Genomic DNA, 18,647 nt, shown 5'->3' on the forward strand with positions numbered 1-18,647 from the left:
CCCCGTCAGGGACGTTCACACGGGGGCCGGGGACGGATCGCTCATGAGAGTATGAACGCATGAGCGATCCGATCCCCGCACAGGCAGCCGAGGACCTACCGGTGGAAGGCACCACCCTTGACGGGGACCGGCCCGGCGACGGCGGGTCCGCTCCGGCGGAACCCGCGCCCGGGGCCGGCGCCCGGACCAAAGGCGGCAACCTGCAGGACCTGGTGGACCAGCCGGCCAAGGTGATGCGGATCGGCACCATGATCCGCCAGCTCCTTGCCGAGGTGAAGTCCGCGCCGCTGGATGACGCCGCACGCGGCAGGCTGGCCGAGATCCACGCCCGCTCCATCAAGGAACTCGAAGACGGGCTGGCGCCCGAGCTGGTGGCGGAACTGGACCGGATCCGGTTGCCCTTTGACGATAACGCCACGCCCTCGGACGCCGAGCTGCGCATCGCCCAGGCCCAGCTCGTGGGCTGGCTGGAAGGCCTGTTCCACGGCATCCAAACCGCCATCGCTGCCCAGCACGCAGCCAGGGAACACTCCGCCCAGCTCCAGCTGCGCCAGCTGCCGCCCGGCACTGTGATTGCCCCCGGGGTAGTAATCGGCGACAACGGCGAACCCCAACGAGCCGGCACCCCGCCGGGATCGCCCGCGCAGCCTGGCCAGCCCAACGATCCGGACCACGGTCCCGGACAGTACCTGTAGGCCAGCTTGGGTTTTTTCAGCGCCGCCAGGCAAGGGCGCAAGGACGACACAGAACTGGGCAAGGGGCTGTGGCGGCGCGCCCACGACCGCTTCCACCGCGGCCTTGACCGGTTCCACCAGGTCCTGGAAGGCGTCGAGGACGACCAGCTGTATGCCGAGCTGGTGGAGGTCGCCAACAGCCTCGCAGCCCTCCTGGACCGCGTCCGGATCATCTGCGTGGAAGCCCAGCGGCGTTCCCCCAGCGAGGGGCTGGACATTCCCGTGGCCCTGTCCGGGGTGCACCGGGCGTTGTCCAAGGCCGGCAATTCCCTGGCCACCACCGCTGAAGCTGCCGCCATGCTGCGGCTGGCCGTTGGCCCGGTTCCGGTCGGGGCAGCCTCTGTGCGGCGCCGGGCCGAATCGGTTTTTGAACAGGTGGCCGACGCCGAGAGGCACCTTCGCGGGGACGCTCCGGCAGCAGGACAGCAGGATATTCCCGGTTAAGCGCCTGGCATAGTCCGGCCGGATTCACCCCTTCAGGCGGCAGCGGTTTGGCAGGATGAGGGCATGACTTCTTCACCAACACTGACTTTCAATGACGGAAACACGATCCCCCAGCTCGGCTATGGCGTGTGGCAGGTTGAGGACGACGTAGCGGAAAAAGTGGTCCGCCAGGCTTTCGAAGCAGGCTTCCGGCACATCGACACCGCGAAGATCTACGGCAATGAAGCCGGCGTGGGCCGCGCCATCGCCTCCTCCGGCATCTCCCCGGAAGAGCTGTTCATCACCACCAAGCTGTGGAACGCGGATCAGGGCTACGAGGAAACGCTGGCCGCTTTCGAAGAGTCCATGGCCCGGCTCGGCCTGGAAACCCTTGACCTGTACCTGATCCACTGGATGCAGCCCAAGCAGGACAAGTACGTTGACACCTGGAAGGCCCTGGTGGAGCTGCAGAAGCGCGGCCGGGTCAAGTCCATCGGTGTCTCCAACTTCACCACGGCCGGGCTGCAGCGCCTGATCGATGAAACCGGCGTGGTTCCGGCCATCCACCAGATCGAACTGCACCCTTACTTCAGCCAGCGCGAACTCCGCGAGTTCGGTGCTGCGAACGGCATCCTCACCCAGGCCTGGTCTCCGCTGGGCCAGGGCGGCGAGCTCCTGGAAGACCCGGCAGTGGCTGCCGTCGCGGCCAAGCACCAGGTCACCCCGGCGCAGGTCGTCATCGCCTGGCACCTGGCGATCGGCAACGTGGTCATCCCCAAGTCCGTCACCGAATCCCGGATCCGCGAGAACTTCGCGGCCCTCGAAGTGGCCCTGGACGCCGGCGACATCGAGGCCCTCAACGGCCTGGACCGCACCGCTGCCGGCGAAGGCCGGATCGGTGCCGACCCGGCCGTTTCCGACTTCGCCTGACCACCACGGTCAGGCACCGGCACGGCCCCCACGCCGGCCGCGTGAAGCCGCCGGAACCCGTACTGCCCGCATGGGCGGTGCGGGTTCCCGCGTTAACCGCGTTGCTGCGGCGCCCCGCTGTGCCCGGCGCTAAGCGGCGAGGCGGACCTGCTCGACGGTGACGGTGTCCACCACGGCCCAGCCGTCCGCACCGGTGCTGTGCCGGTCGGCGAACCGCCGGGCGCCGGCCAAGGTGTCGAAGACTTCAGCCCGGGCGCGGCCGCAGTCGGCGTCAAAGTACGTGACGTGAAATTCCTGAACGGTGTGCGTTTCCATGCTTCAAGTCTGCAACCGGGGTACGACATTCCCCGGGATCAGTCCCGCGTGTTGCCCAGGCGGAGCACCCGTTCCTGCGCCAGCATGGCCGTCCGCTCAGCTTTCGCCGCTGCCCGGGCGGCCTGCTTGGCCTCCGCTGCGCCCGCGGCCAGGGCCTTCCGCTCCGCAGCGAGCTGCTCCTCGGCTGCCTTGAGCCGGCTGCGGAGCTGCCCGGTTTCCGTTTCCAGGTCAGCGACAGTGGCACGCGAGCGTTCCGACTGTTCCAGCAGGTCCGCCGCGAGTTGCGCGGTCCTGGCTTCCTCGGCGCGGGCCCCGGCGAGTGATTCCTTCGCCCGGTCCAGCGCTGGTGCGGAGGCCGCCCGGGGGGTTTGCCGGACCGCCTCGAGCCGTGGCTTGGTGCGGGCCGGGGCTTTGGCGGGTTCCGGCGTCGGGCGCTTCTGTAGTGGTTCGGTGTCCGCGGGTTCGTCGACGGCGGGTTCTGCCCGCGACGCGGAGGAAACGCCCGCGGGTGCTGTTGCTCCCGGGACTGCAGTGGCGCCGTCAAGGTCCACGGCGTTCACGCCATCAGCCGCGAGCGCCTTGAGGAGCAGGCCGCTGCGTACGGCGCCGGCGGCCCCGGGATCGGCCGTCAGGGCCCGCAGCGTCTCTTCGACGTCCGTGGCCATGGCGCCGCTGATGGTCCTGCCGTGATCAGTGGACACTGTCCGGGCGGTGTCGACCGCGGCTGCCAGGAGGGTGCGGCGCTCCCGGGCCAGCCCGCGGAGGGCCGCCGCGTCGAGGTCCGCCTGCGCGGCCTGCATCCGGTGGCCCAGGTCCGCGAGGCCCGCCAGGACGTCCGGCTTGTCTCGGGCCAGCATGTTCACGGCCCAGGCCGCCACCGATGGTTTGGGCAGCTTCAGGACCGCGGCCCCGAGGGCTTTGTCTCCGGCGGCCGCCGCCTTGGCTGCGGCCGCCCGGACGGCCACGAAGTCGTCCAGGGATGTGCTGTACAGCGTGTCTGCGATGCCGGCCAGCTGGTCGTCGTCCATGCACGCCATCTTAGGCATGCGCGCGGAGTCAGGCCTGCTGGCCGGGGGACCGGATAATGCGGCGGCGGGTCGCCTCGGCAATGGCGGCCGTGCGGTTGTCCACGCCCAGCTTTCCGTAAATGTGGACCAGATGGGTCTTGACTGTGGCCTCTGAGATGAACACCCGCTGCGCCATGGCCCGGTTGGACAGCCCGGTGGCGAGCAGTTCAAGCAGCTCCACCTCACGCCGGGTGAGGGCCGTGCCGGGGTTGGTGATCCGGTCCATCAGCAGCGCGGCCACTTTGGGTGCCAGGGCGCTTTGGCCTGCAGCGGCGGCAAGCACCGCCTGCTGGATCTGCTCCGGTGGCGCGTCCTTGAGCATGTAGCCGCTGGCGCCCGCTTCGACGGCGGCAAGGATGTCGGCGTCGGTGTCGTATGTGGTGAGGATCAGGACGGGCGGAGCCGGGTCCAGCAGCCGGATCAGCCGGGTGGCGGTCACACCGTCCATCCCGGCGCCCATCTGCAGGTCCATCAGGACCAGGTCCACTGGATCGCCCAGGACCTGCCGGCGCTGCAGTTCGTCGACGGCGGCCTGCCCGTCCGCGGCTTCGGCCGCCACCAGGATGCCCGCAAAATCGGTGAGCATGGCGCGCAGGCCGGCCCGCACCACGGGGTGGTCGTCCACCAGCAGCACCCGGATGGCGGTCATGGGGTGCCCGGTCCGGGCAACGGCAGCCGGATGGCCACCACGGTGCCCTCCCCGGGCGCCGACTGCAGCTCCAGGGTGCCGTGCAGCGCCGCCACCCGCGCGGCCAGGGAACCCAGGCCAAAGCCCCGCCCGTCCGCTGCGGGGCGCGCCTCCGCGACCTGTGCTGCCGGGTCAAAGCCGATGCCGTCGTCGTAAACATCCAACGTGACCTCGTTGCCCAGGAACGCCAGCGTCACCACGGCTGCGGAGGCCTGCGCGTGGGCAGTGACGTTGGCCAGGCTGGCCTGGACCGCCCGGAGCAGTGCCACGGCGTGCGGCGGTGGCAGTTCAACGGGGACACCGTCCAGTTCGAAGCGGCAGCGGAGCACCTTCCCGCGGGCCGCAACTGCGGCTTCCGTGGCCGCGCAGAGCCGGCGCAGGCTGTCCACCAGGGAGGCGTCCTGCAGCTGCGGGGCGGAGAGGCCGCGGACAAAGCTGCGGGCCTCGGCCAGGTTGCCGGCGGCGGTTTCCTGAACCACCCGGAGGCGGTCGCGGGCGGTGGTGGTGTCGCCGTCCTGCAAAGACTTCTCCGCGGCCCGGGCCATCAGCACAATGCTGGAAAGCCCCTGGGCCAGGGTGTCGTGGATTTCGCGGGCCAGCCGGGTGCGCTCGGCCAGGACACCGGTGTTGTGCTGGGCAGCTGAGAGTTCCGCCCGGGTCCTGCGGAGTTCGTCGGCGGCCCGGCGCTGGCTTTCCGCCTCCAGGTAGAGGGCCCGGTACGCCAGCCCCGTTACCACCGAAAACGCCGCGCCCAGCGCGGGCCCCAGCACCACCGCCGCATGTGGAACGGGAAGCCCGCCGGCAGCCCACTGGGCGCCGATGACCGCGGCCGTCATCACGGCGATGCCCACCAGTGCAGCCCGCCGGGGCAGCAGGTGCAGGTGCAGGAAAAACAGCGGGAACGCCAGCCAGGAAAAGTCCGCGCTGCCGGCCAGGAGCACGGCCCACAGCACCGTGACCGTCGCCAGCCACGGCAGGCCGTAACGGCGCGGATCGAAGCCCTGGCCGCTGGCCGAGAACCGCTTTTCAAGGATGGTGCCCGCCAGGTAGGCGGCCGCCAGGAGTGCGGCGCCGCCCATCAGGGCCGGCCGCAGCGGATGGGGATCGCCGGCCAGCAACAGCCTTGCCGCTGCCACGGCCAGCAGGACCGCAAAGCCCACATGCAGGGTGATCCGCAGGACGCGGAGGATGGCTGCCGAAGATCCGCCCTCATGACCTGCCGGCGGCGCGGGAGGGGCGGCGGAACCAGGCGCCGCAGGCGGGCTGGCTGGTTCGGTGGCTGGCATCTGTCCAGCCTATGCGCCGGCGGCAACCAGCGGATCAACCGATCGGTTGAGTCCGGTCTCCACACCATGGGCCGCAGGGATCAACCGCCTGCACGATGGCACGCGGCGTGCACCGGCGGAGAGTTGAAAGGGAAAGCCACCCCGCCCTACCGGAAGAAGTCCAACGTGTTCCTCGCCATCCGCGACATCCGTTTTGCCAAGGGCAGGTTTGCCCTGATGGGCAGCGTGGTCGCTTTGATCACCTTGCTCCTGGTCCTGCTCTCCGGCCTGACAGCAGGCCTGGCCGACCAGTCCACGTCCGCGATCGCCCGGCTGGGCAGCGGCGGCACCGGGACCGTGGACAGGATAGTGTTCGGCGGGCCGGCCGGTGCAGGCGCCAAGGCATCCTTTACCGACAGCGCCGTCACTGCGGACCAGGTGGCACTCTGGCGGGACCAGCCAGGCGTCGAGGCCGCCCAGGCGGTGGGGATCAGCCAGTCCCGCGTGCAGGCTGCCGGCCCGGACGGGGAGGTCACGGCCACCGCGAACGTCGCAGTCTTCGGGGTAGCGCCCGACGGCGGCCTGGCGCCTGGCCCGGTCACGGCAGGTACCGCTGTGCTCGGCTCGGGGGTTGCGGACGACCTGTCGCTGTCTGTCGGCGACCCGGTGACTGTGGGCGGCATGGAACTGTCCGTCGCCGCCGTTGTGGCCGACCAGTGGTACTCCCATACCAGCGTCGTGTGGGTGGACCTGCCCGTCTGGGCTTCGCTGGCCCATGTATCCGGGCCTGCCCAGGCCGGCACCGTGGCCGCCGTCACGCTCGGGCCGGCCGGCGCGGACGAAGCGGCGGCCAACGCAGCTGCCGGCACCGTCAGTGCCACCCGCACAGGCTCGTTCCAGGCTTTGGGTTCGTTCCGGAGCGAGAACGGATCGCTGATGTTGATGCAGGGGTTCCTGTACGGCATCTCCGCGCTGGTCATTGTGGCGTTCCTGACCGTGTGGACCATCCAGCGGACCCGGGACATCGCGGTGCTGAAGGCCTTGGGTGCCGGTAGCGGCTACATCCTGCGGGACGCCATGGCGCAGGCGGCGCTGGTCCTGGTGGCCGGCGCGGCCGTTGGTGGTGGTGCCGGCGTTGTTGGCGGCCTGCTCGCCGGCCAGGCGGCGCCGTTCCTGGTCTCACCCGTCACCACCCTGGTACCCGTGCTCGGCATTGTGTGCTTGGGCCTGGCCGGCGCAGCGCTGGCGGTACGCCGCGTCGCCGGGGTTGACCCATTGCTTGCCCTCGGTGGCAACTGACCTGCCCCGCCATAATGCCGCAGCCAACCCAGCCTGCACGCCATCTCCAGCCATCAGAAGGATTTAACCCATGTCAGCCAACTCCGATTCCGCGCCGCTGTCCCTCGTCAACGCTACCCTTGAGTATCCGGACGGGGAAGGCATCGTCACGGCCCTCGACGGCGTCCACCTCACCGTGCAGGCCGGCCGGATGATGTCCCTGGTGGGTCCGTCCGGATCCGGAAAGTCCAGTCTGCTCGCCGTTGCCGCGACCCTGGTCCGGCCCACGTCCGGGCTGGTGCTGATAGCCGGCACCGACGCCGGCGGACTGGGGCAGCGGGAGCTCAGTGCCCTGCGGCGGGAAACCATCGGGATCATCTTCCAACAGCCGAACCTTCTGGCGTCCCTGACCGCCGTCGAACAGCTTATTATCGGCGCCCACCTGCGGGGTGCACCGCTCCGGGATGCGGGCGCCAAGGCTAAGGAGCTGCTGTCACTGGTGGGCCTGGCGGACTGCGCCGGCAAGCGTCCGCACCAGCTGTCAGGCGGGCAGCGCCAGCGCGTCAATATTGCGCGCGCGTTGATGGGGAAACCCAGGATCCTGCTGGTGGATGAACCCACGGCAGCCCTGGACCACGACAGAAGCCGGGAAATCGTGCAACTGCTGCGTCGCATCACCGACGAGTTCCAGGTGGCAACCGTGATGGTTACGCACGACACCGAGTTTGTGCCGCTGACCGATGACGTGGCCACCATGCGCGATGGCCGGCTGGGGCTTGCCGTACGCACCGGCTGATGTCCCGGGCGGTCAGCGCCGGAGCTTGGCTTCCGCCAGCGCCGTCTGCAGCTCCCGCCAGGCACCGGTGGACCAGAGCGCCCACACCACCAGCACCGGCTGGAAAAACAGCCGGATCAGGCGGCTCCGGTCCGAATCCAGTCCGAACCCGTCAGTGCCGGTCGCGTACTGGGAGATGTTGCCGGGAAAAATGGCTATAAAGAAGGCGGCGGCCACCAGCCCCACCGGAACCCGGCGCCGCCGCAGGACGATCAACGCCGCCCCCAGGCTTACCTCCACAACGCCGGATGCCAGCACCACAAAGTCCTTGTCCGCGGGGAACCACGGCGGAACCTGCGCCTGGAATTCCTGCCGCGCAAACGTAAGGTGGCTGATGCCGGCAAAGACCAGCGCACCGCCCAGGGCCACGGCGCCGATAAGTCGCGGGGCGGAGATTTTCCCGGCCGGTCGCGTGAGGAGCCCGGCCAGTGCAGTTCGCAGAGATGACATTAATGAACGGTAACATCAGGAGCTCCCGGTTCCTGCAACGGAGGATGGGGCGTAGTGCCCACCGTGGATGATCCAATGGGTGCGGGGACGCGCCACAAAGGGTGCGCCGCCGTCACGGTGCGGGCAGCCCCGCAGCGCGTGGCCCGAGCGAGGAACGAGGAATCGACATGTCCCTGAAGGACACCCTGAAAGCCGATGTTGTCACCCATATGAAGAATGGGAACAAGACGGCGCTGACCACCGTCCGCAACGTGCTGGGCGAGATTGAGACGCGGGAAAAATCCGGCAAGACCCCCGTTGAGCTCGACGACCTGCAGGTCACGGCCCTGCTGCAGAAGGAAGCTGCCAAGCGCCGGGACACCGCAGCCATCTACGCCGCGGCCGGCGAGGACGGGCGCGCCGCAGCGGAAATCTCAGAGGCGGACATCATCGAGGCGTACCTGCCCCAGGCGCTGACGCGCGAAGATGCCGAAGCCATCGTGGACGAGGTAGTCGCCGGGCTTAAGGCCGACGGCCACGAGTTGACGGTCCGGTCCATGGGAACGGTGATGAAATCAGTCACGCCCCGCATTGCGGGCCGGTTCGACGGCAAGGCAGTCAGCGAGATCGTGCGCGCACGGTTGGCCTAAGTGCAGCGTTAACCAGCAAAAAACCCCATACAGTCGCAGATTTCCGCGACGATACGGGGTTTTTCCCGAGCTTCCTATCAGAATCGAACTGATGACCTTTTCATTACGAGTGAAACGCTCTACCGACTGAGCTAAGGAAGCACCGCACGAACTTTCCGGCGAACCGGGCGCTTCATGCAAGAGTCAACTGTAATGGAGTCCCGGCGCCCGGGTCAAAATGGCCGGCGCCTCAACACACGGTGTTGTCGGCCGGCACCTGGCCGCTCAGCAGGTAACGGTCCACGGCGTCCTCCAGGCAGCTGTTCGACCGGCCGTAGGCGGTGTGCCCTTCGCCTTCCCAGGTCATCAGCGCGGCGTTGCCCAGCTGCCTGCGGAGGGACCCGGCCCATTCCACCGGCGTCGCGGGGTCTCCCGTGGTGCCGATGACCACAATCGGGGACCCGCCGGTGTACTCCACCGGCGCCGGGGTGCGGATGTTGCCGTATGGCCAGTCCGTGCAGTTGGTGCCGCCGTAAGCGAAGAAGTAGCCGAAGGTGGGGGACTCCTGCATCAGGCGCTGCTGCTCGGCCCGCATGGCGGCGGGATCGGTGACCATGGGGTAGTCCAGGCAGTTGATGGCGTTGAAGGCAAACGTGGAGTTGGACGAATAGGTGCCGTTGGCAGTGCGGTCCGCGCCGAGGTCGGCCAGCCGCAGCACCAGGCTTACATCGCCCGACGTGGCCGCTTCCAGGGCCTGCGTGAGGGCCGGCCAGCTTTGGTCGTTGTACAGCGGGGTAATCAGGCCGCTCACAAACATGTTGGCGTTAACCAGCCGGCCGTCCTTTGCCGTCCGCGGGGTCTGCTGCACGGCGGCAATGAGGTCCCGGATCTGCTGGACCCCGGAATCAACGTCGCCGCTCAGCGGACAGCCGTCCTGGCGGAGGCAGCTGGCAACGTAGGCGCGGATGGCCTTTTCAAAGGCCTTCGCCTGGCCGCTGGTCAGCTCCTCGTTGCTGATGGACGGATCCAGGGCTCCATCGAGCACCATCCGGCCCACGTTGTCCGGGAACAGCGAGGCGTAGGTGGAGCCCAGGAACGTTCCGTAGGAGTAGCCAACGTAGTTGAGCTTCGCGTCATTCACCACGGCGCGGAGGATGTCCATGTCCTTGGCGGAACTGACGGTGTCAAGGTGCGCCATCACGGGGCCGGTCTGCTCCGCGCACCGGGCGGCGATGGCCTTGTTGTCGGCCAGTGCGGCGGCCAGGCCGGCGTCGGTCTCCAGGTCGTAGATCTTGGCCCGTGCCTCGTCCCGCTCGGCATCGTTCAGGCAGGTGACTGGCGCTGAGCGCTTGACGCCGCGCGGGTCGAAGCCCACCAGGTCGAAAGCGTCCCGGACGGTGGTGGGGAACTGGGTCCCGGCCGCGTCCTTGACGAAGTCGTACCCGGAGGCGCCGGGTCCGCCGGGGTTGACCAGGAGGCTGCCGGTTTTGGTGCCCGTGGCAGGTGCCCGCAGCGCCGCAATCTGGATGGTTTCACCGTCCGGATCCGCGTAGTCCTCGGGAACAGTGACCCTGGCGCACTGGAATTCCTGCTCGCAGGGCTCCCAGACCACTTCCTGGGCGTAGAAGTCCGCCAGGCCTTCCGGCGCCGAGGCGACGATGGAGGGATCGGCCTTGGCGGTGGCGGCTTCCTGGTTCCCGCTGCCATTAACCAGCGTGCAGGAGGCCAGTACCAGCGAGAGGGCCAGGGCGCCGGCGGCACGGAACGCCACGGCAAGGGGTCGGGCGCGTGCGGGCAGGGGGCGGGCAGTCATCGGGTCTCCTTGGAGGTCTCAGATCAGGCTGGCTGCCATGGACTCTATGGCCAACAGCGGTGCAACGTTGGTGGTGGTGATGCGTTCGCGGGCTTTATTGATGGCATCCATCCGGGCCAGGGTGGCTTCGGGAGCTGACCGCCGGGCGAACTCTTCGAGCTCACTGCGCAGTTCAATGTTCACCAGCTCCACAGCGTTCCCCAGCTGGATGATCAGCACATCGCGGTAAAACGACAGCAGGTCAGTCAGGGTCCGGTCCAGGGAGTCTGTGATGGACCGCTTGGCCCGCCGTTTCTGATCGTCTTCGAGCTGTTTGACCTGGCTCCGCATGGCCGGCGGCAACGTCCCTGACTCGGGGGCACCGAGCGTGGCCAGCAACGCAATCTTCTCCGCGGCGTCGCGCTCCTCGTTGGAACTGTTCGCTTCCGCGGTGGCGATCTTCACCAGTTTATCCGCCATCATCACCGCCGTGGTAACACCGCGGAGTCCCAACGGGAAACGCACCGTCTCCAGCCGGCGTTCCCGGGCGGCCGGGTCGCGGGCCAGCCGGCGCGCGATGCCCACATGGCTTTGCGCGGCGCGGGCGGCCCGTTCCGCGAGTCCGGGCTCCACCCCGTCGCGTTTGACCAGCAGCGCAGCAACGTCTGCAGCCGGCGGAAGCCTCAGGGCGACGCTGCGGCACCGGGACCGGATGGTCACCAGCACATCGGCGGGGGAGGGGGCACACAGCATCCATACGGTCCGCGGCGTTGGTTCCTCGATGGCCTTGAGCAGCACGTTGGTGGTGCGCTCGGCCATCCGGTCGGCGTCCTCCACCACGATGATCCGCCACCGCCCGGACGAGGGACGGTTACCGGCGGTGGCCACCAGGTCCCTGGCCTCGTCGATGGTGATGGTCACCTTTTCCGTCCGGACGAAGGTGACGTCGGAGTGGGTCTCGCCCAGGATGGTGCGGCAGGCGGGGCAGTGCCCGCAGCCCCGGAGCGCCACATCCTCCTGGTCGCAGTTCAGGGCCGCCGCAAACGCCCGCGCCGCGTTGGAGCGGCCGGAGCCGGGCGGTCCCGTAAAAAGCCAGGCGTGGGTCAGGCTGTCGCCGCTGGCCGCCTGGCGCAGTTGTTCGACGACGGCGGGCTGGCCCTGCAGGTCATCCCAGACGGTCACGGCAGATCACCTGGGCCGCCGTCGGCCGGAAGGGAAGCAGCTGGAAGGGAAGCGGCCGGGTGGGAAACCTCGGGAAGGGAAGCGGCCGGGTGGGAAACCTCGGGAAGGGAAGCGGCGGGAGGGGAAGCGGCCGGCTGGGAAGGCGCGGGGAGGCCGGCAGGGGTTGCTGCGCCGCCGGCCAGCAGCGCCTCCACCCGTTCCAGGATCCGCGCGGCGAGGTCCGCCACGGACAGGTGCGCCGGGAGCACCAGGTAGGTTCCGGGCCGGGCGCCGGCCAGGGCAAGGAATGCGTCGCGGATCCGGGAGTGGAACTCATCCGCCTCGGATTCGAGCCGGTCCTCGGCAGCTTCGCCGGCTGTGCGGCGGCGGCGGCCCATGGCCGGGTCAACGTCCAGCAGGACGGTCAGGTCCGGTTGCAGGCCCGAGGTGGCCCACTCGTTCAGGGTCCGGACGGCGTCCTGGCCCAGGTTCCGGCCGGCACCCTGGTACGCCACGGAGGAGTCGATATACCGGTCGGTCAGGACAACCGTGCCACGCTCCAGTGCCGGCCTGATCACCTGGCCGGCGTGTGCCGCGCGGGATGCCGCGAAGATGAGCGCCTCGGTGTGGGCGTCGATGTGGCCGTGGCCATGGTCCAGGACCAGCGAGCGGAGCTTTTCGCCGATGGGAGTCCCGCCGGGCTCGCGGGTGCGCAGCACTGTCAGCCCGCGGGATTCCAGTGATTCAGCCAGCCGGGCTGCCTGCGTGGACTTGCCGGCACCATCGCCGCCTTCAAACGCGATGAATAGGCCGGCCGTTAGTGTGCTCACCGCACCAGCCTACCGATCCCGGCCCGCAATCCCCGATTGGGGCGCCGCGCTGGGGATAACCGCCCGGTGCCCGGCCGGCGGCCCTGCTTTCCGCCCGCTCCCTGCCGGACAGTACGCTTTTGCGCATGAGCCTTTCTGAACAGCAGGCAGCCGCCCTGTCCCCGGACACCTTGGTGGTGGCTGCCGGACGCCCGCCGCGGGAGCGCGACCAGCCCGTCAACCCGCCCCTGGTCCTCTCCTCCACCTATTTCGGTACGGGCCCGCTGGCCGACGGCGACCGCGGCTACGGCCGGTACTCGAACCCCACCTGGGACCCCTTCGAGGAGGCACTGGGCCAGCTCGAAGGCTCGGACCTGCCCGGGCTGCTCTACGCGTCCGGCCTGGCAGCCGTCAGCTCCGCGTTGTCACTGATCCCCGCAGGAGGAGTACTGGTGATGCCCACCCACAGCTACTCCGGCACCCTGGTGATGGCAGCCGAACTGGCGCAGAAGGGCTTCATCGAGCTCCGCACCGTGGACATCGCGGATACTGCGGCCGTGATCGAAGCCCTGGCCCCCGCCGGTCCGGAGGGCCGCCAGGCCAGCATGCTGTGGCTGGAGAGCCCCACCAACCCGATGCTCGGCATCGCCGAAGTCTCCGTCCTGGCCGAAGCCGCCCACCGGGCCGGTGCCATGGTGGTGACGGACAACACCTTTTCCACGCCCTTGGGGCAGCAGCCCCTGAAACTGGGTTCCGACGTCGTCCTCCACTCGGTGACCAAATACCTGGCCGGCCATTCGGACGTTGTCCTCGGCGCCCTGGTGACCGCCAACCCCGAAATCCGGGCCGCGTTGCTCCACCACCGGATCATCCACGGCGGCATCGCCGGGCCGTTCGAAGCCTGGCTTGCCCTGCGTGGCCTGCGCACCCTGGCGCTCCGGGTGGAGCGGTCCCAGGCGTCCGCCCAGATCCTCGCGGAGCAGCTCAGCGCCCACCCGCGGATCGAATCCGTCCGGTTCCCCGGCCTGGCCACGGATCCGGGCCACGAACGGGCCAGGAGCCAGATGAACGGTTTCGGGTCCATTGTCTGCATCCAGGTGGCCCCCGTGGCAGGGCTCACGGGCGCCGAAGCCGCCGATGCGCTGGTCAGGGGACTGGAGCTGTGGTTGCCCGCAACCTCGCTGGGCGGGGTGGAATCCCTGATCGAGCGGCGCCGCCGGCACGCCGCGGAGCCGGCCAGTGTTCCGGAGAACCTGGTCCGGCTCAGCGTCGGTGTGGAGAACGCCGCAGACCTCTGGGCCGATTTGCAGCAGGCGCTGGACCGGTTGGGACGCTAGGCTGGGTCCGTGGACGGTGAACTGATTATTGTGCCCGTAGAACGGGCAGTGTTCTTTATCCTGGCGCTGGTGGCGCTGGGACTCGAGCTGTGGGCCGTGGTGGACTGCGCCCGGCACCGCGCCAACGCCTTCGAGGCCACCGGAAAGCGGACCAAGCCCTTCTGGCTCGCCCTCACCGGAGGCGCAGCCCTGGTGGGCGTGATCTCCCTGTTCGGCAGCGGCGGTGGGATCTTCGGCACCCTAGGCCTCTTCGGCCTTGCGGCAGTGGTGGCAGCGTCCGTGTACCTCGCCGACGTCCGGCCCGCCGTCAAGGACGCAGGCCGCGGCGGCAGCCGCAACATGGGCCCCTACGGCCCCTGGTGACCCGCCGGCGGAACGGGTAGCGGCGCCACCGCCGCCCAACCGACCGTCAGCTCACCCAGCCGCCACCGCGCCGGCCCGTCCTGGACCGGCCAGCCGCCGGCGCGGAGCCGCCGGCACATGCCCAGCCAGCGTTGCCGGTTGCCAAATGACGCCAGCGCAGCGCTCTCCAGCCAGGCCCTGTCCATGGCCTGCAACAGAGCGTGGACCGGCTCGCCGGGCACGTTGCGGTGGATCAGCGCCTTGGGCAGCCGCTCCGCCACGTCCGAAGGCATCGCGAAGCTGCCGAACCGGACGGAGAAGCTCAGCGACACCGGCTCCCGGGCGTCCAGGGCAATCCAGGACGCCCGGCGGCCGATCTCATCGCAGGTCCCGTCGATGAACAGCCCCTCCGGCGCGAGCCGGTCCTGCACCAGCCGCCACAGCCCGGCCACGTCCGCTTCCTCATACTGGCGCAGCACGTTGAACGCACGGACCAGGACCGGCCGGCCGGGGACAGGCAGTTCAAAACCGCCCACGTGGAAGCTCAGCCCCGGCCGCTGCAGGGGGAGCGCCGCCCGGACCCGATCGGGCTCAATCTCGATGCCGCAGACCCGCACGTCAGGCCTGGCGACCGCCAGCCGCTCATAGAGTTCGACGGCGGTGGCCGGCGTTGCGCCGTAGCCCAGGTCAACCACCAGGGGCTCAGCCGCGGACCGGAGGCGCCACGCCTGCGGCCCGGTCAGCCAGCGGTCCACCCGGCGCATCCGGTTGGGGTTGGTGGTGCCGCGGGTGACGTTTCCCACCGGACCGCCCTGCCGGCGGGGGACACCCCTGCCGGAAATCTGCGGGGCAACCACCCGTTCAGCCTTTTGCACCACGGCCCCACTTTATCCCGGGGCGGGTTACGCAGGGTGCCGTGTAACGCAGGGCGGGCGGCAACCCCGCTCGGTTAGGATAAAAATCATGACTTACAAGCTGATTCTGCTGCGCCACGGCCACAGCGAATGGAACGCCAAGAACCTGTTCACCGGCTGGGTGGATGTTGACCTGAACGAGCAGGGCCTCAAGGAGGCGGTCCGCGGCGGCGAGCTGCTGGTGGAGCACAACGTCCTGCCGGACGTCCTTTACACCTCCCGGCTGAAGCGGGCCATCAACACCGCCAACCTGGCACTGGAAAAGGCCGACCGTGGCTGGATCGACGTCAAGCGCGACTGGCGCCTCAACGAGCGCCACTACGGCGCGCTGCAGGGCAAGGACAAGGCCCAGACCCTCGCCGAATACGGCGAGGAGCAGTTTATGGAATGGCGCCGGTCCTACGACACCCCGCCGCCGCCCCTGGCCGACGACTCCGAGTTCTCCCAGGTGGGCGATCCCCGTTACGCGGACATCGGCGACGCCGTGCCCCGCACCGAATGCCTCAAGGACGTCCTGGTCCGGCTGCTGCCCTACTGGGAGTCGGACATCAAGGAAGACCTCAAGGCCGGTAAAACGGTCCTGGTCACCGCGCACGGCAACTCGCTGCGGGCCCTGGTCAAGCACCTGGACGGCATCAGCGACGACGCCATCGCCGGCCTGAACATCCCCACCGGCATCCCGCTGGTATACGACCTCGACGAGGACTTCAAGCCCGTCAAGGCCGGCGGTACCTACCTGGACCCGGACGCCGCGGCGGCAGCCATCCAGGCCGTGGCGAACCAGGGCAAAAAGTAGGACTTCAGGACGTACGACGGCGGGCCGGTGACCTTGGAAATCCAAGGTCACCGGCCCGCCGTCGTCCTGCTGCCGTTCAGCCCATTTTGTGGGAAAGCCTCAGCCGTGGTCGGTGCCGTTGGGCTGCCAGGCGCCCGTGACGAGGTAGGTGACCTTCTGCGCCACGGAAACGCCGTGGTCGGCGAAGCGCTCGAAGTAGCGGCTGGCCAGGGCCACATCCACCGTGGTTGCCGGCGATTCGGCCCACTCCGGAGCCGCGATGGCCTTGAACACGCTCAAGTGCAGGTCGTTGATGGCGGAGTTGGCCTTCAGGATGTCCCGGGCCACTTCCAGGTCGCGGGTTTCGAGCAGCTTGGTGAGGCTGTCCGCGATGTTCTGGTCCAGTTCCGCCATCCGGCTGAAGGTTTCCGTCATGGCTGCCGGGATCACCGTGGACGGGAACCGCAGGCGCGCCAGCTGGGCGATGTGCCGGGCCAGGTCACCCATGCGTTCGAGCGAGGCGCTCATCCGCAGGGAACCCACGATCATCCGGAGGTCGCTGGCCACGGGACCCTGGAGGGCCAGGATGTCGATGGCCCGTTCGTCGAGGCTGTTCTGCAGGAAGTCAATGCGTGCGTCAGCAGCAATAACATCCTGGGCGAGGTCCACGTCGGCCACCTCGAAAGACGTGGTGGCCTTGTCCATCGCCTCGCTGACCAGCCTGGAGATCTCCACAAGCTGGTCACCTACCTGGGTGAGCTCTTCCTGAAAAACCTTACGCACGGGGCGTCCTTTCCTTGGAACTCCCGCCCGCCCGCGTGCGGGCAGCAGGAATCATGTCGCCGTTCGGCACTCCAACCCGTTACTCTGCCAGTGGCCGGTGAACGGTTGAGCCCCTGCAGGTGAACGTTAGTTGAACCGTCGGCGCAGGCCGCCCGGACGCGCCGTGGGGGTCCCGGCCAGAGCATAAGGTGGAGCTGTGGATCCTATGCTCATCGGTATGCTGGCCGGCCTGATCGGACTGGCGCTTGGCACCTTTGGCGTGCTCGCGTACCGGGTCAGCGAACGGCAGCGCAAAATCCTGGACGTCGACGCCGGCGAAATCGCACTCCCGGCCGGTGCCGCCGAGGTGCTGGCCGTCGTCGGCCGTGCCTTCGTGGTGGTGGACGCCGTGGACGGGGTGGTGCGCGCCAGTCCCGCCGCCTACGCTTACGGGCTGGTCCGCGGCCACACTGTGGTGCACAAGGAACTCCTGGACATGACAGCCGGGGTCCGCCGCGACGGTGTGATCCTGGAAAAGCAGCTGGAGCTGCCCCGCGGCCCGCTGGGCCAGGGCACCATCATCGTCCAGATCCGGGCGGCCATGCTCGGCGAGGAATTCATCCTCCTGCTCGCGGATGACCGGACCGAGATCACCCGCACCGAGGAAATCCGCAACGACTTCGTGGCGAACGTGTCCCACGAACTCAAAACCCCGGTCGGCGCCATCTCGCTGCTGGCCGAGGCCCTGGAGTCCTCCGCGGATGACGAGCTGGCCGTCCGCCGGTTCGCCAAGCGCATGCACAAGGAATCCGGCCGGCTCGCGGCCCTGGTGCAGGACATCATCGAGCTTTCCCGTCTGCAGGGCGCCAGCGTCACCCAGCAGGGCGGACCGGTGGACGTCAACGCCGTCATCACCGAAGCCGTGGACCGCTCGCAGCTTCCTGCCGAAAGCAAAAACATCAGCATCGTGGTGGGCGGCCGGACCGAAGGCAGGGTCTTCGGCGACCAGGACCTCCTGGTGACCGCGCTGCGCAACCTGATCGACAACGCCATCCGCTACTCGCCACCCAACACCCGTGTGGGGATCGGGGTCCGCTCGAAGGAAGGCCTGGTCGCCATCTCAGTGACCGACCAGGGCGAGGGCCTGAGCCCCGAGGACCAGGAGCGCGTGTTTGAGCGTTTCTACCGCGTGGACGCCGCGCGTTCCCGGCACACCGGCGGCACGGGCCTGGGCCTGAGCATCGTCAAGCATGTCGCTGCCAACCACGGCGGGGAAATCACCCTGTGGTCCCAGCCCGGCCAGGGTTCCACCTTTACCCTCCGGCTGCCGGAAATGGAAGGCCAGGACGACGACGCGGCGGAGCCCGCCAGTGCGCCGGCCACCGCCCGTAAACCTACTCTCACCCATGTACCCCGCGCCACCGGCGCCACAGAACGAGGAGCTAGCGCTTGAGCAGGATTTTGATTGTGGAGGACGAGGAATCGTTCAGCGATCCGCTGTCCTATTTGCTGGGCAAGGAAGGATTCGAGGTGGAGGTTGTGGACAACGGCCTGGACGCCATCACCGAGTTCGACCGCAACGGGGCGGACCTGGTGCTCCTGGACCTGCAGCTGCCGGGCCTCTCCGGCACCGAGGTGTGCCGCCAGCTGCGCCAGCGTTCCAGCGTCCCGGTGATCATGCTGACCGCCAAGGACTCCGAAATCGACAAAGTGGTGGGCCTGGAACTCGGTGCTGACGACTACGTCACCAAACCCTACTCGTCCCGCGAACTCGTGGCCAGGGTCCGGGCCGTGCTGCGGCGCCAGGGGGAGCCGGAAGAGCTCATCTCCGCCACGGTCCAGGCCGGTCCCGTGCGAATGGACATCGAACGGCACGTGGTCAGCGTGGACGGCGGCCAGGTCCTGTTGCCGCTCAAGGAATTCGAGCTGCTGGAAATGCTGCTCCGCAACTCGGGCCGGGTACTGACCCGGGGCCAGTTGATCGACCGCGTCTGGGGCTCGGACTATGTGGGCGACACCAAAACCCTCGACGTACACGTCAAGCGGCTCCGCAGCAAAATCGAGCCTGACCCCTCGGCGCCGCGGTACCTGGTGACCGTCCGCGGGCTGGGTTACAAGTTCGAACCGTAAACCGCGCCGCGGCGCGGCAACACAAAAGGGAG

At 68.7% G+C, this 18,647-nt stretch carries 20 protein-coding genes, 1 tRNA gene and 1 pseudogene; 11 read left to right on the top strand and 11 right to left on the bottom strand.

Annotated elements, in window-relative coordinates; all coding sequences use genetic code 11:
• The first annotated feature begins 59 nt into the window (after positions 1-59).
• The 3 genes from ACRB8A_RS03595 (at position 60) to ACRB8A_RS03605 (ending at position 2,087) form a co-directional block, all read left to right on the top strand.
• Complete coding sequence (locus ACRB8A_RS03595) at positions 60-695, top strand: bacterial proteasome activator family protein (protein WP_050686144.1); 636 nt, start codon at positions 60-62, stop codon at positions 693-695.
• A gap of 6 nt (positions 696-701) precedes the next feature.
• Complete coding sequence (locus ACRB8A_RS03600) at positions 702-1,178, top strand: hypothetical protein (RefSeq protein ID WP_050686146.1); 477 nt, start codon at positions 702-704, stop codon at positions 1,176-1,178.
• 63 nt (positions 1,179-1,241) lie between these two features.
• Positions 1,242-2,087 carry an aldo/keto reductase gene (locus ACRB8A_RS03605; RefSeq protein ID WP_050686147.1) on the top strand — a complete coding sequence of 282 codons (846 nt, stop codon included), beginning with the start codon at positions 1,242-1,244 and terminating at the stop codon, positions 2,085-2,087.
• 129 nt (positions 2,088-2,216) lie between these two features.
• Here ACRB8A_RS03605 and ACRB8A_RS03610 read toward each other — a convergent pair whose 3' ends face one another.
• From ACRB8A_RS03610 to ACRB8A_RS03625, 4 genes are read right to left on the bottom strand one after another with little or no spacing between them, the layout of a single operon-like run.
• A complete protein-coding gene (locus ACRB8A_RS03610; protein ID WP_050686148.1) occupies positions 2,217-2,402 on the bottom strand; it encodes a hypothetical protein in 186 nt (61 codons plus the stop codon).
• A gap of 38 nt (positions 2,403-2,440) precedes the next feature.
• The gene (locus ACRB8A_RS03615; RefSeq protein WP_432245610.1) at positions 2,441-3,430 is read right to left on the bottom strand and encodes a hypothetical protein; all 990 of its coding nucleotides are present in this window, start codon (positions 3,428-3,430) and stop codon (positions 2,441-2,443) included.
• Positions 3,431-3,458: 28 nt separating this feature from the next.
• Positions 3,459-4,118: a response regulator transcription factor gene (locus tag ACRB8A_RS03620; RefSeq protein ID WP_050686150.1), complete on the bottom strand. Its 660-nt coding sequence runs from the start codon at positions 4,116-4,118 to the stop codon at positions 3,459-3,461.
• Complete coding sequence (locus tag ACRB8A_RS03625) at positions 4,115-5,443, bottom strand: sensor histidine kinase (protein ID WP_432245611.1); 1,329 nt, start codon at positions 5,441-5,443, stop codon at positions 4,115-4,117. Before ACRB8A_RS03625 ends, ACRB8A_RS03620 begins: the two co-directional genes overlap by 4 nt.
• A gap of 165 nt (positions 5,444-5,608) precedes the next feature.
• On the opposite strand from ACRB8A_RS03625, the gene ACRB8A_RS03630 reads away from it, so the two are divergent.
• Together ACRB8A_RS03630 and ACRB8A_RS03635 are read left to right on the top strand one after the other, a co-directional pair.
• The gene (locus ACRB8A_RS03630; RefSeq protein WP_432245612.1) at positions 5,609-6,721 is read left to right on the top strand and encodes an ABC transporter permease; all 1,113 of its coding nucleotides are present in this window, start codon (positions 5,609-5,611) and stop codon (positions 6,719-6,721) included.
• Between the two features lie 70 nt (positions 6,722-6,791).
• Positions 6,792-7,496: an ABC transporter ATP-binding protein gene (locus ACRB8A_RS03635; RefSeq protein ID WP_056600218.1), complete on the top strand. Its 705-nt coding sequence runs from the start codon at positions 6,792-6,794 to the stop codon at positions 7,494-7,496.
• 12 nt (positions 7,497-7,508) lie between these two features.
• On the opposite strand, the gene ACRB8A_RS03640 is transcribed toward ACRB8A_RS03635, so the two are convergent.
• Positions 7,509-7,985, bottom strand: coding sequence for a DoxX family protein (locus ACRB8A_RS03640; RefSeq protein ID WP_432245613.1), 477 nt, complete (start codon positions 7,983-7,985; stop codon positions 7,509-7,511).
• A gap of 167 nt (positions 7,986-8,152) precedes the next feature.
• Between ACRB8A_RS03640 and ACRB8A_RS03645 the strand changes: the two genes are divergently transcribed.
• Positions 8,153-8,614: a GatB/YqeY domain-containing protein gene (locus ACRB8A_RS03645; RefSeq protein WP_285241926.1), complete on the top strand. Its 462-nt coding sequence runs from the start codon at positions 8,153-8,155 to the stop codon at positions 8,612-8,614.
• Positions 8,615-8,682: 68 nt separating this feature from the next.
• On the opposite strand, the gene ACRB8A_RS03650 is transcribed toward ACRB8A_RS03645, so the two are convergent.
• The 4 genes and pseudogenes from ACRB8A_RS03650 to tmk all read right to left on the bottom strand — a co-directional run.
• Positions 8,683-8,755: transfer RNA gene (locus tag ACRB8A_RS03650), tRNA-Thr, on the bottom strand.
• 88 nt (positions 8,756-8,843) lie between these two features.
• On the bottom strand, positions 8,844-10,406 hold the full coding sequence (locus ACRB8A_RS03655) for an alpha/beta hydrolase (protein WP_432245614.1): 1,563 nt from the start codon (positions 10,404-10,406) through the stop codon (positions 8,844-8,846).
• An 18-nt stretch (positions 10,407-10,424) separates the two neighbouring features.
• Positions 10,425-11,567 carry a DNA polymerase III subunit delta' gene (locus tag ACRB8A_RS03660; protein WP_432245615.1) on the bottom strand — a complete coding sequence of 381 codons (1,143 nt, stop codon included), beginning with the start codon at positions 11,565-11,567 and terminating at the stop codon, positions 10,425-10,427.
• Positions 11,568-11,722: 155 nt separating this feature from the next.
• A pseudogene (gene tmk / locus ACRB8A_RS03665) lies at positions 11,723-12,376 on the bottom strand (dTMP kinase); the annotation flags it as partial.
• A 125-nt stretch (positions 12,377-12,501) separates the two neighbouring features.
• On the opposite strand from tmk, the gene ACRB8A_RS03670 reads away from it, so the two are divergent.
• Together ACRB8A_RS03670 and ACRB8A_RS03675 are read left to right on the top strand one after the other, a co-directional pair.
• On the top strand, positions 12,502-13,692 hold the full coding sequence (locus tag ACRB8A_RS03670; RefSeq protein WP_285241928.1) for a trans-sulfuration enzyme family protein: 1,191 nt from the start codon (positions 12,502-12,504) through the stop codon (positions 13,690-13,692).
• A gap of 9 nt (positions 13,693-13,701) precedes the next feature.
• Complete coding sequence (locus ACRB8A_RS03675; RefSeq protein ID WP_050686158.1) at positions 13,702-14,055, top strand: DUF2516 family protein; 354 nt, start codon at positions 13,702-13,704, stop codon at positions 14,053-14,055.
• Here ACRB8A_RS03675 and ACRB8A_RS03680 read toward each other — a convergent pair.
• Positions 14,040-14,912 carry a class I SAM-dependent methyltransferase gene (locus ACRB8A_RS03680; protein ID WP_285241929.1) on the bottom strand — a complete coding sequence of 291 codons (873 nt, stop codon included), beginning with the start codon at positions 14,910-14,912 and terminating at the stop codon, positions 14,040-14,042. The two genes, ACRB8A_RS03675 and ACRB8A_RS03680, sit on opposite strands and share 16 nt — an antisense overlap.
• Positions 14,913-14,997: 85 nt before the next feature.
• On the opposite strand from ACRB8A_RS03680, the gene ACRB8A_RS03685 reads away from it, so the two are divergent.
• Positions 14,998-15,744, top strand: a complete 747-nt coding sequence (locus ACRB8A_RS03685; RefSeq protein WP_050686160.1) for a phosphoglyceromutase — start codon at positions 14,998-15,000, stop codon at positions 15,742-15,744.
• A gap of 99 nt (positions 15,745-15,843) precedes the next feature.
• On the opposite strand, the gene phoU is transcribed toward ACRB8A_RS03685, so the two are convergent.
• Positions 15,844-16,506, bottom strand: a complete 663-nt coding sequence (phoU, locus tag ACRB8A_RS03690; RefSeq protein ID WP_050687517.1) for a phosphate signaling complex protein PhoU — start codon at positions 16,504-16,506, stop codon at positions 15,844-15,846.
• Positions 16,507-16,711: 205 nt separating this feature from the next.
• On the opposite strand from phoU, the gene ACRB8A_RS03695 reads away from it, so the two are divergent.
• Positions 16,712-17,938, top strand: coding sequence for a sensor histidine kinase (locus ACRB8A_RS03695; protein WP_050687519.1), 1,227 nt, complete (start codon positions 16,712-16,714; stop codon positions 17,936-17,938).
• The gene (locus tag ACRB8A_RS03700; protein WP_050687521.1) at positions 17,935-18,615 is read left to right on the top strand and encodes a response regulator transcription factor; all 681 of its coding nucleotides are present in this window, start codon (positions 17,935-17,937) and stop codon (positions 18,613-18,615) included. The genes ACRB8A_RS03695 and ACRB8A_RS03700 overlap by 4 nt, the downstream gene beginning before the upstream one ends.
• The last annotated feature ends 32 nt before the right edge of the window (positions 18,616-18,647 follow it).

Source organism: Arthrobacter sp. G.S.26, from assembly GCF_050847375.1.
GTDB lineage: Bacteria > Actinomycetota > Actinomycetes > Actinomycetales > Micrococcaceae > Arthrobacter.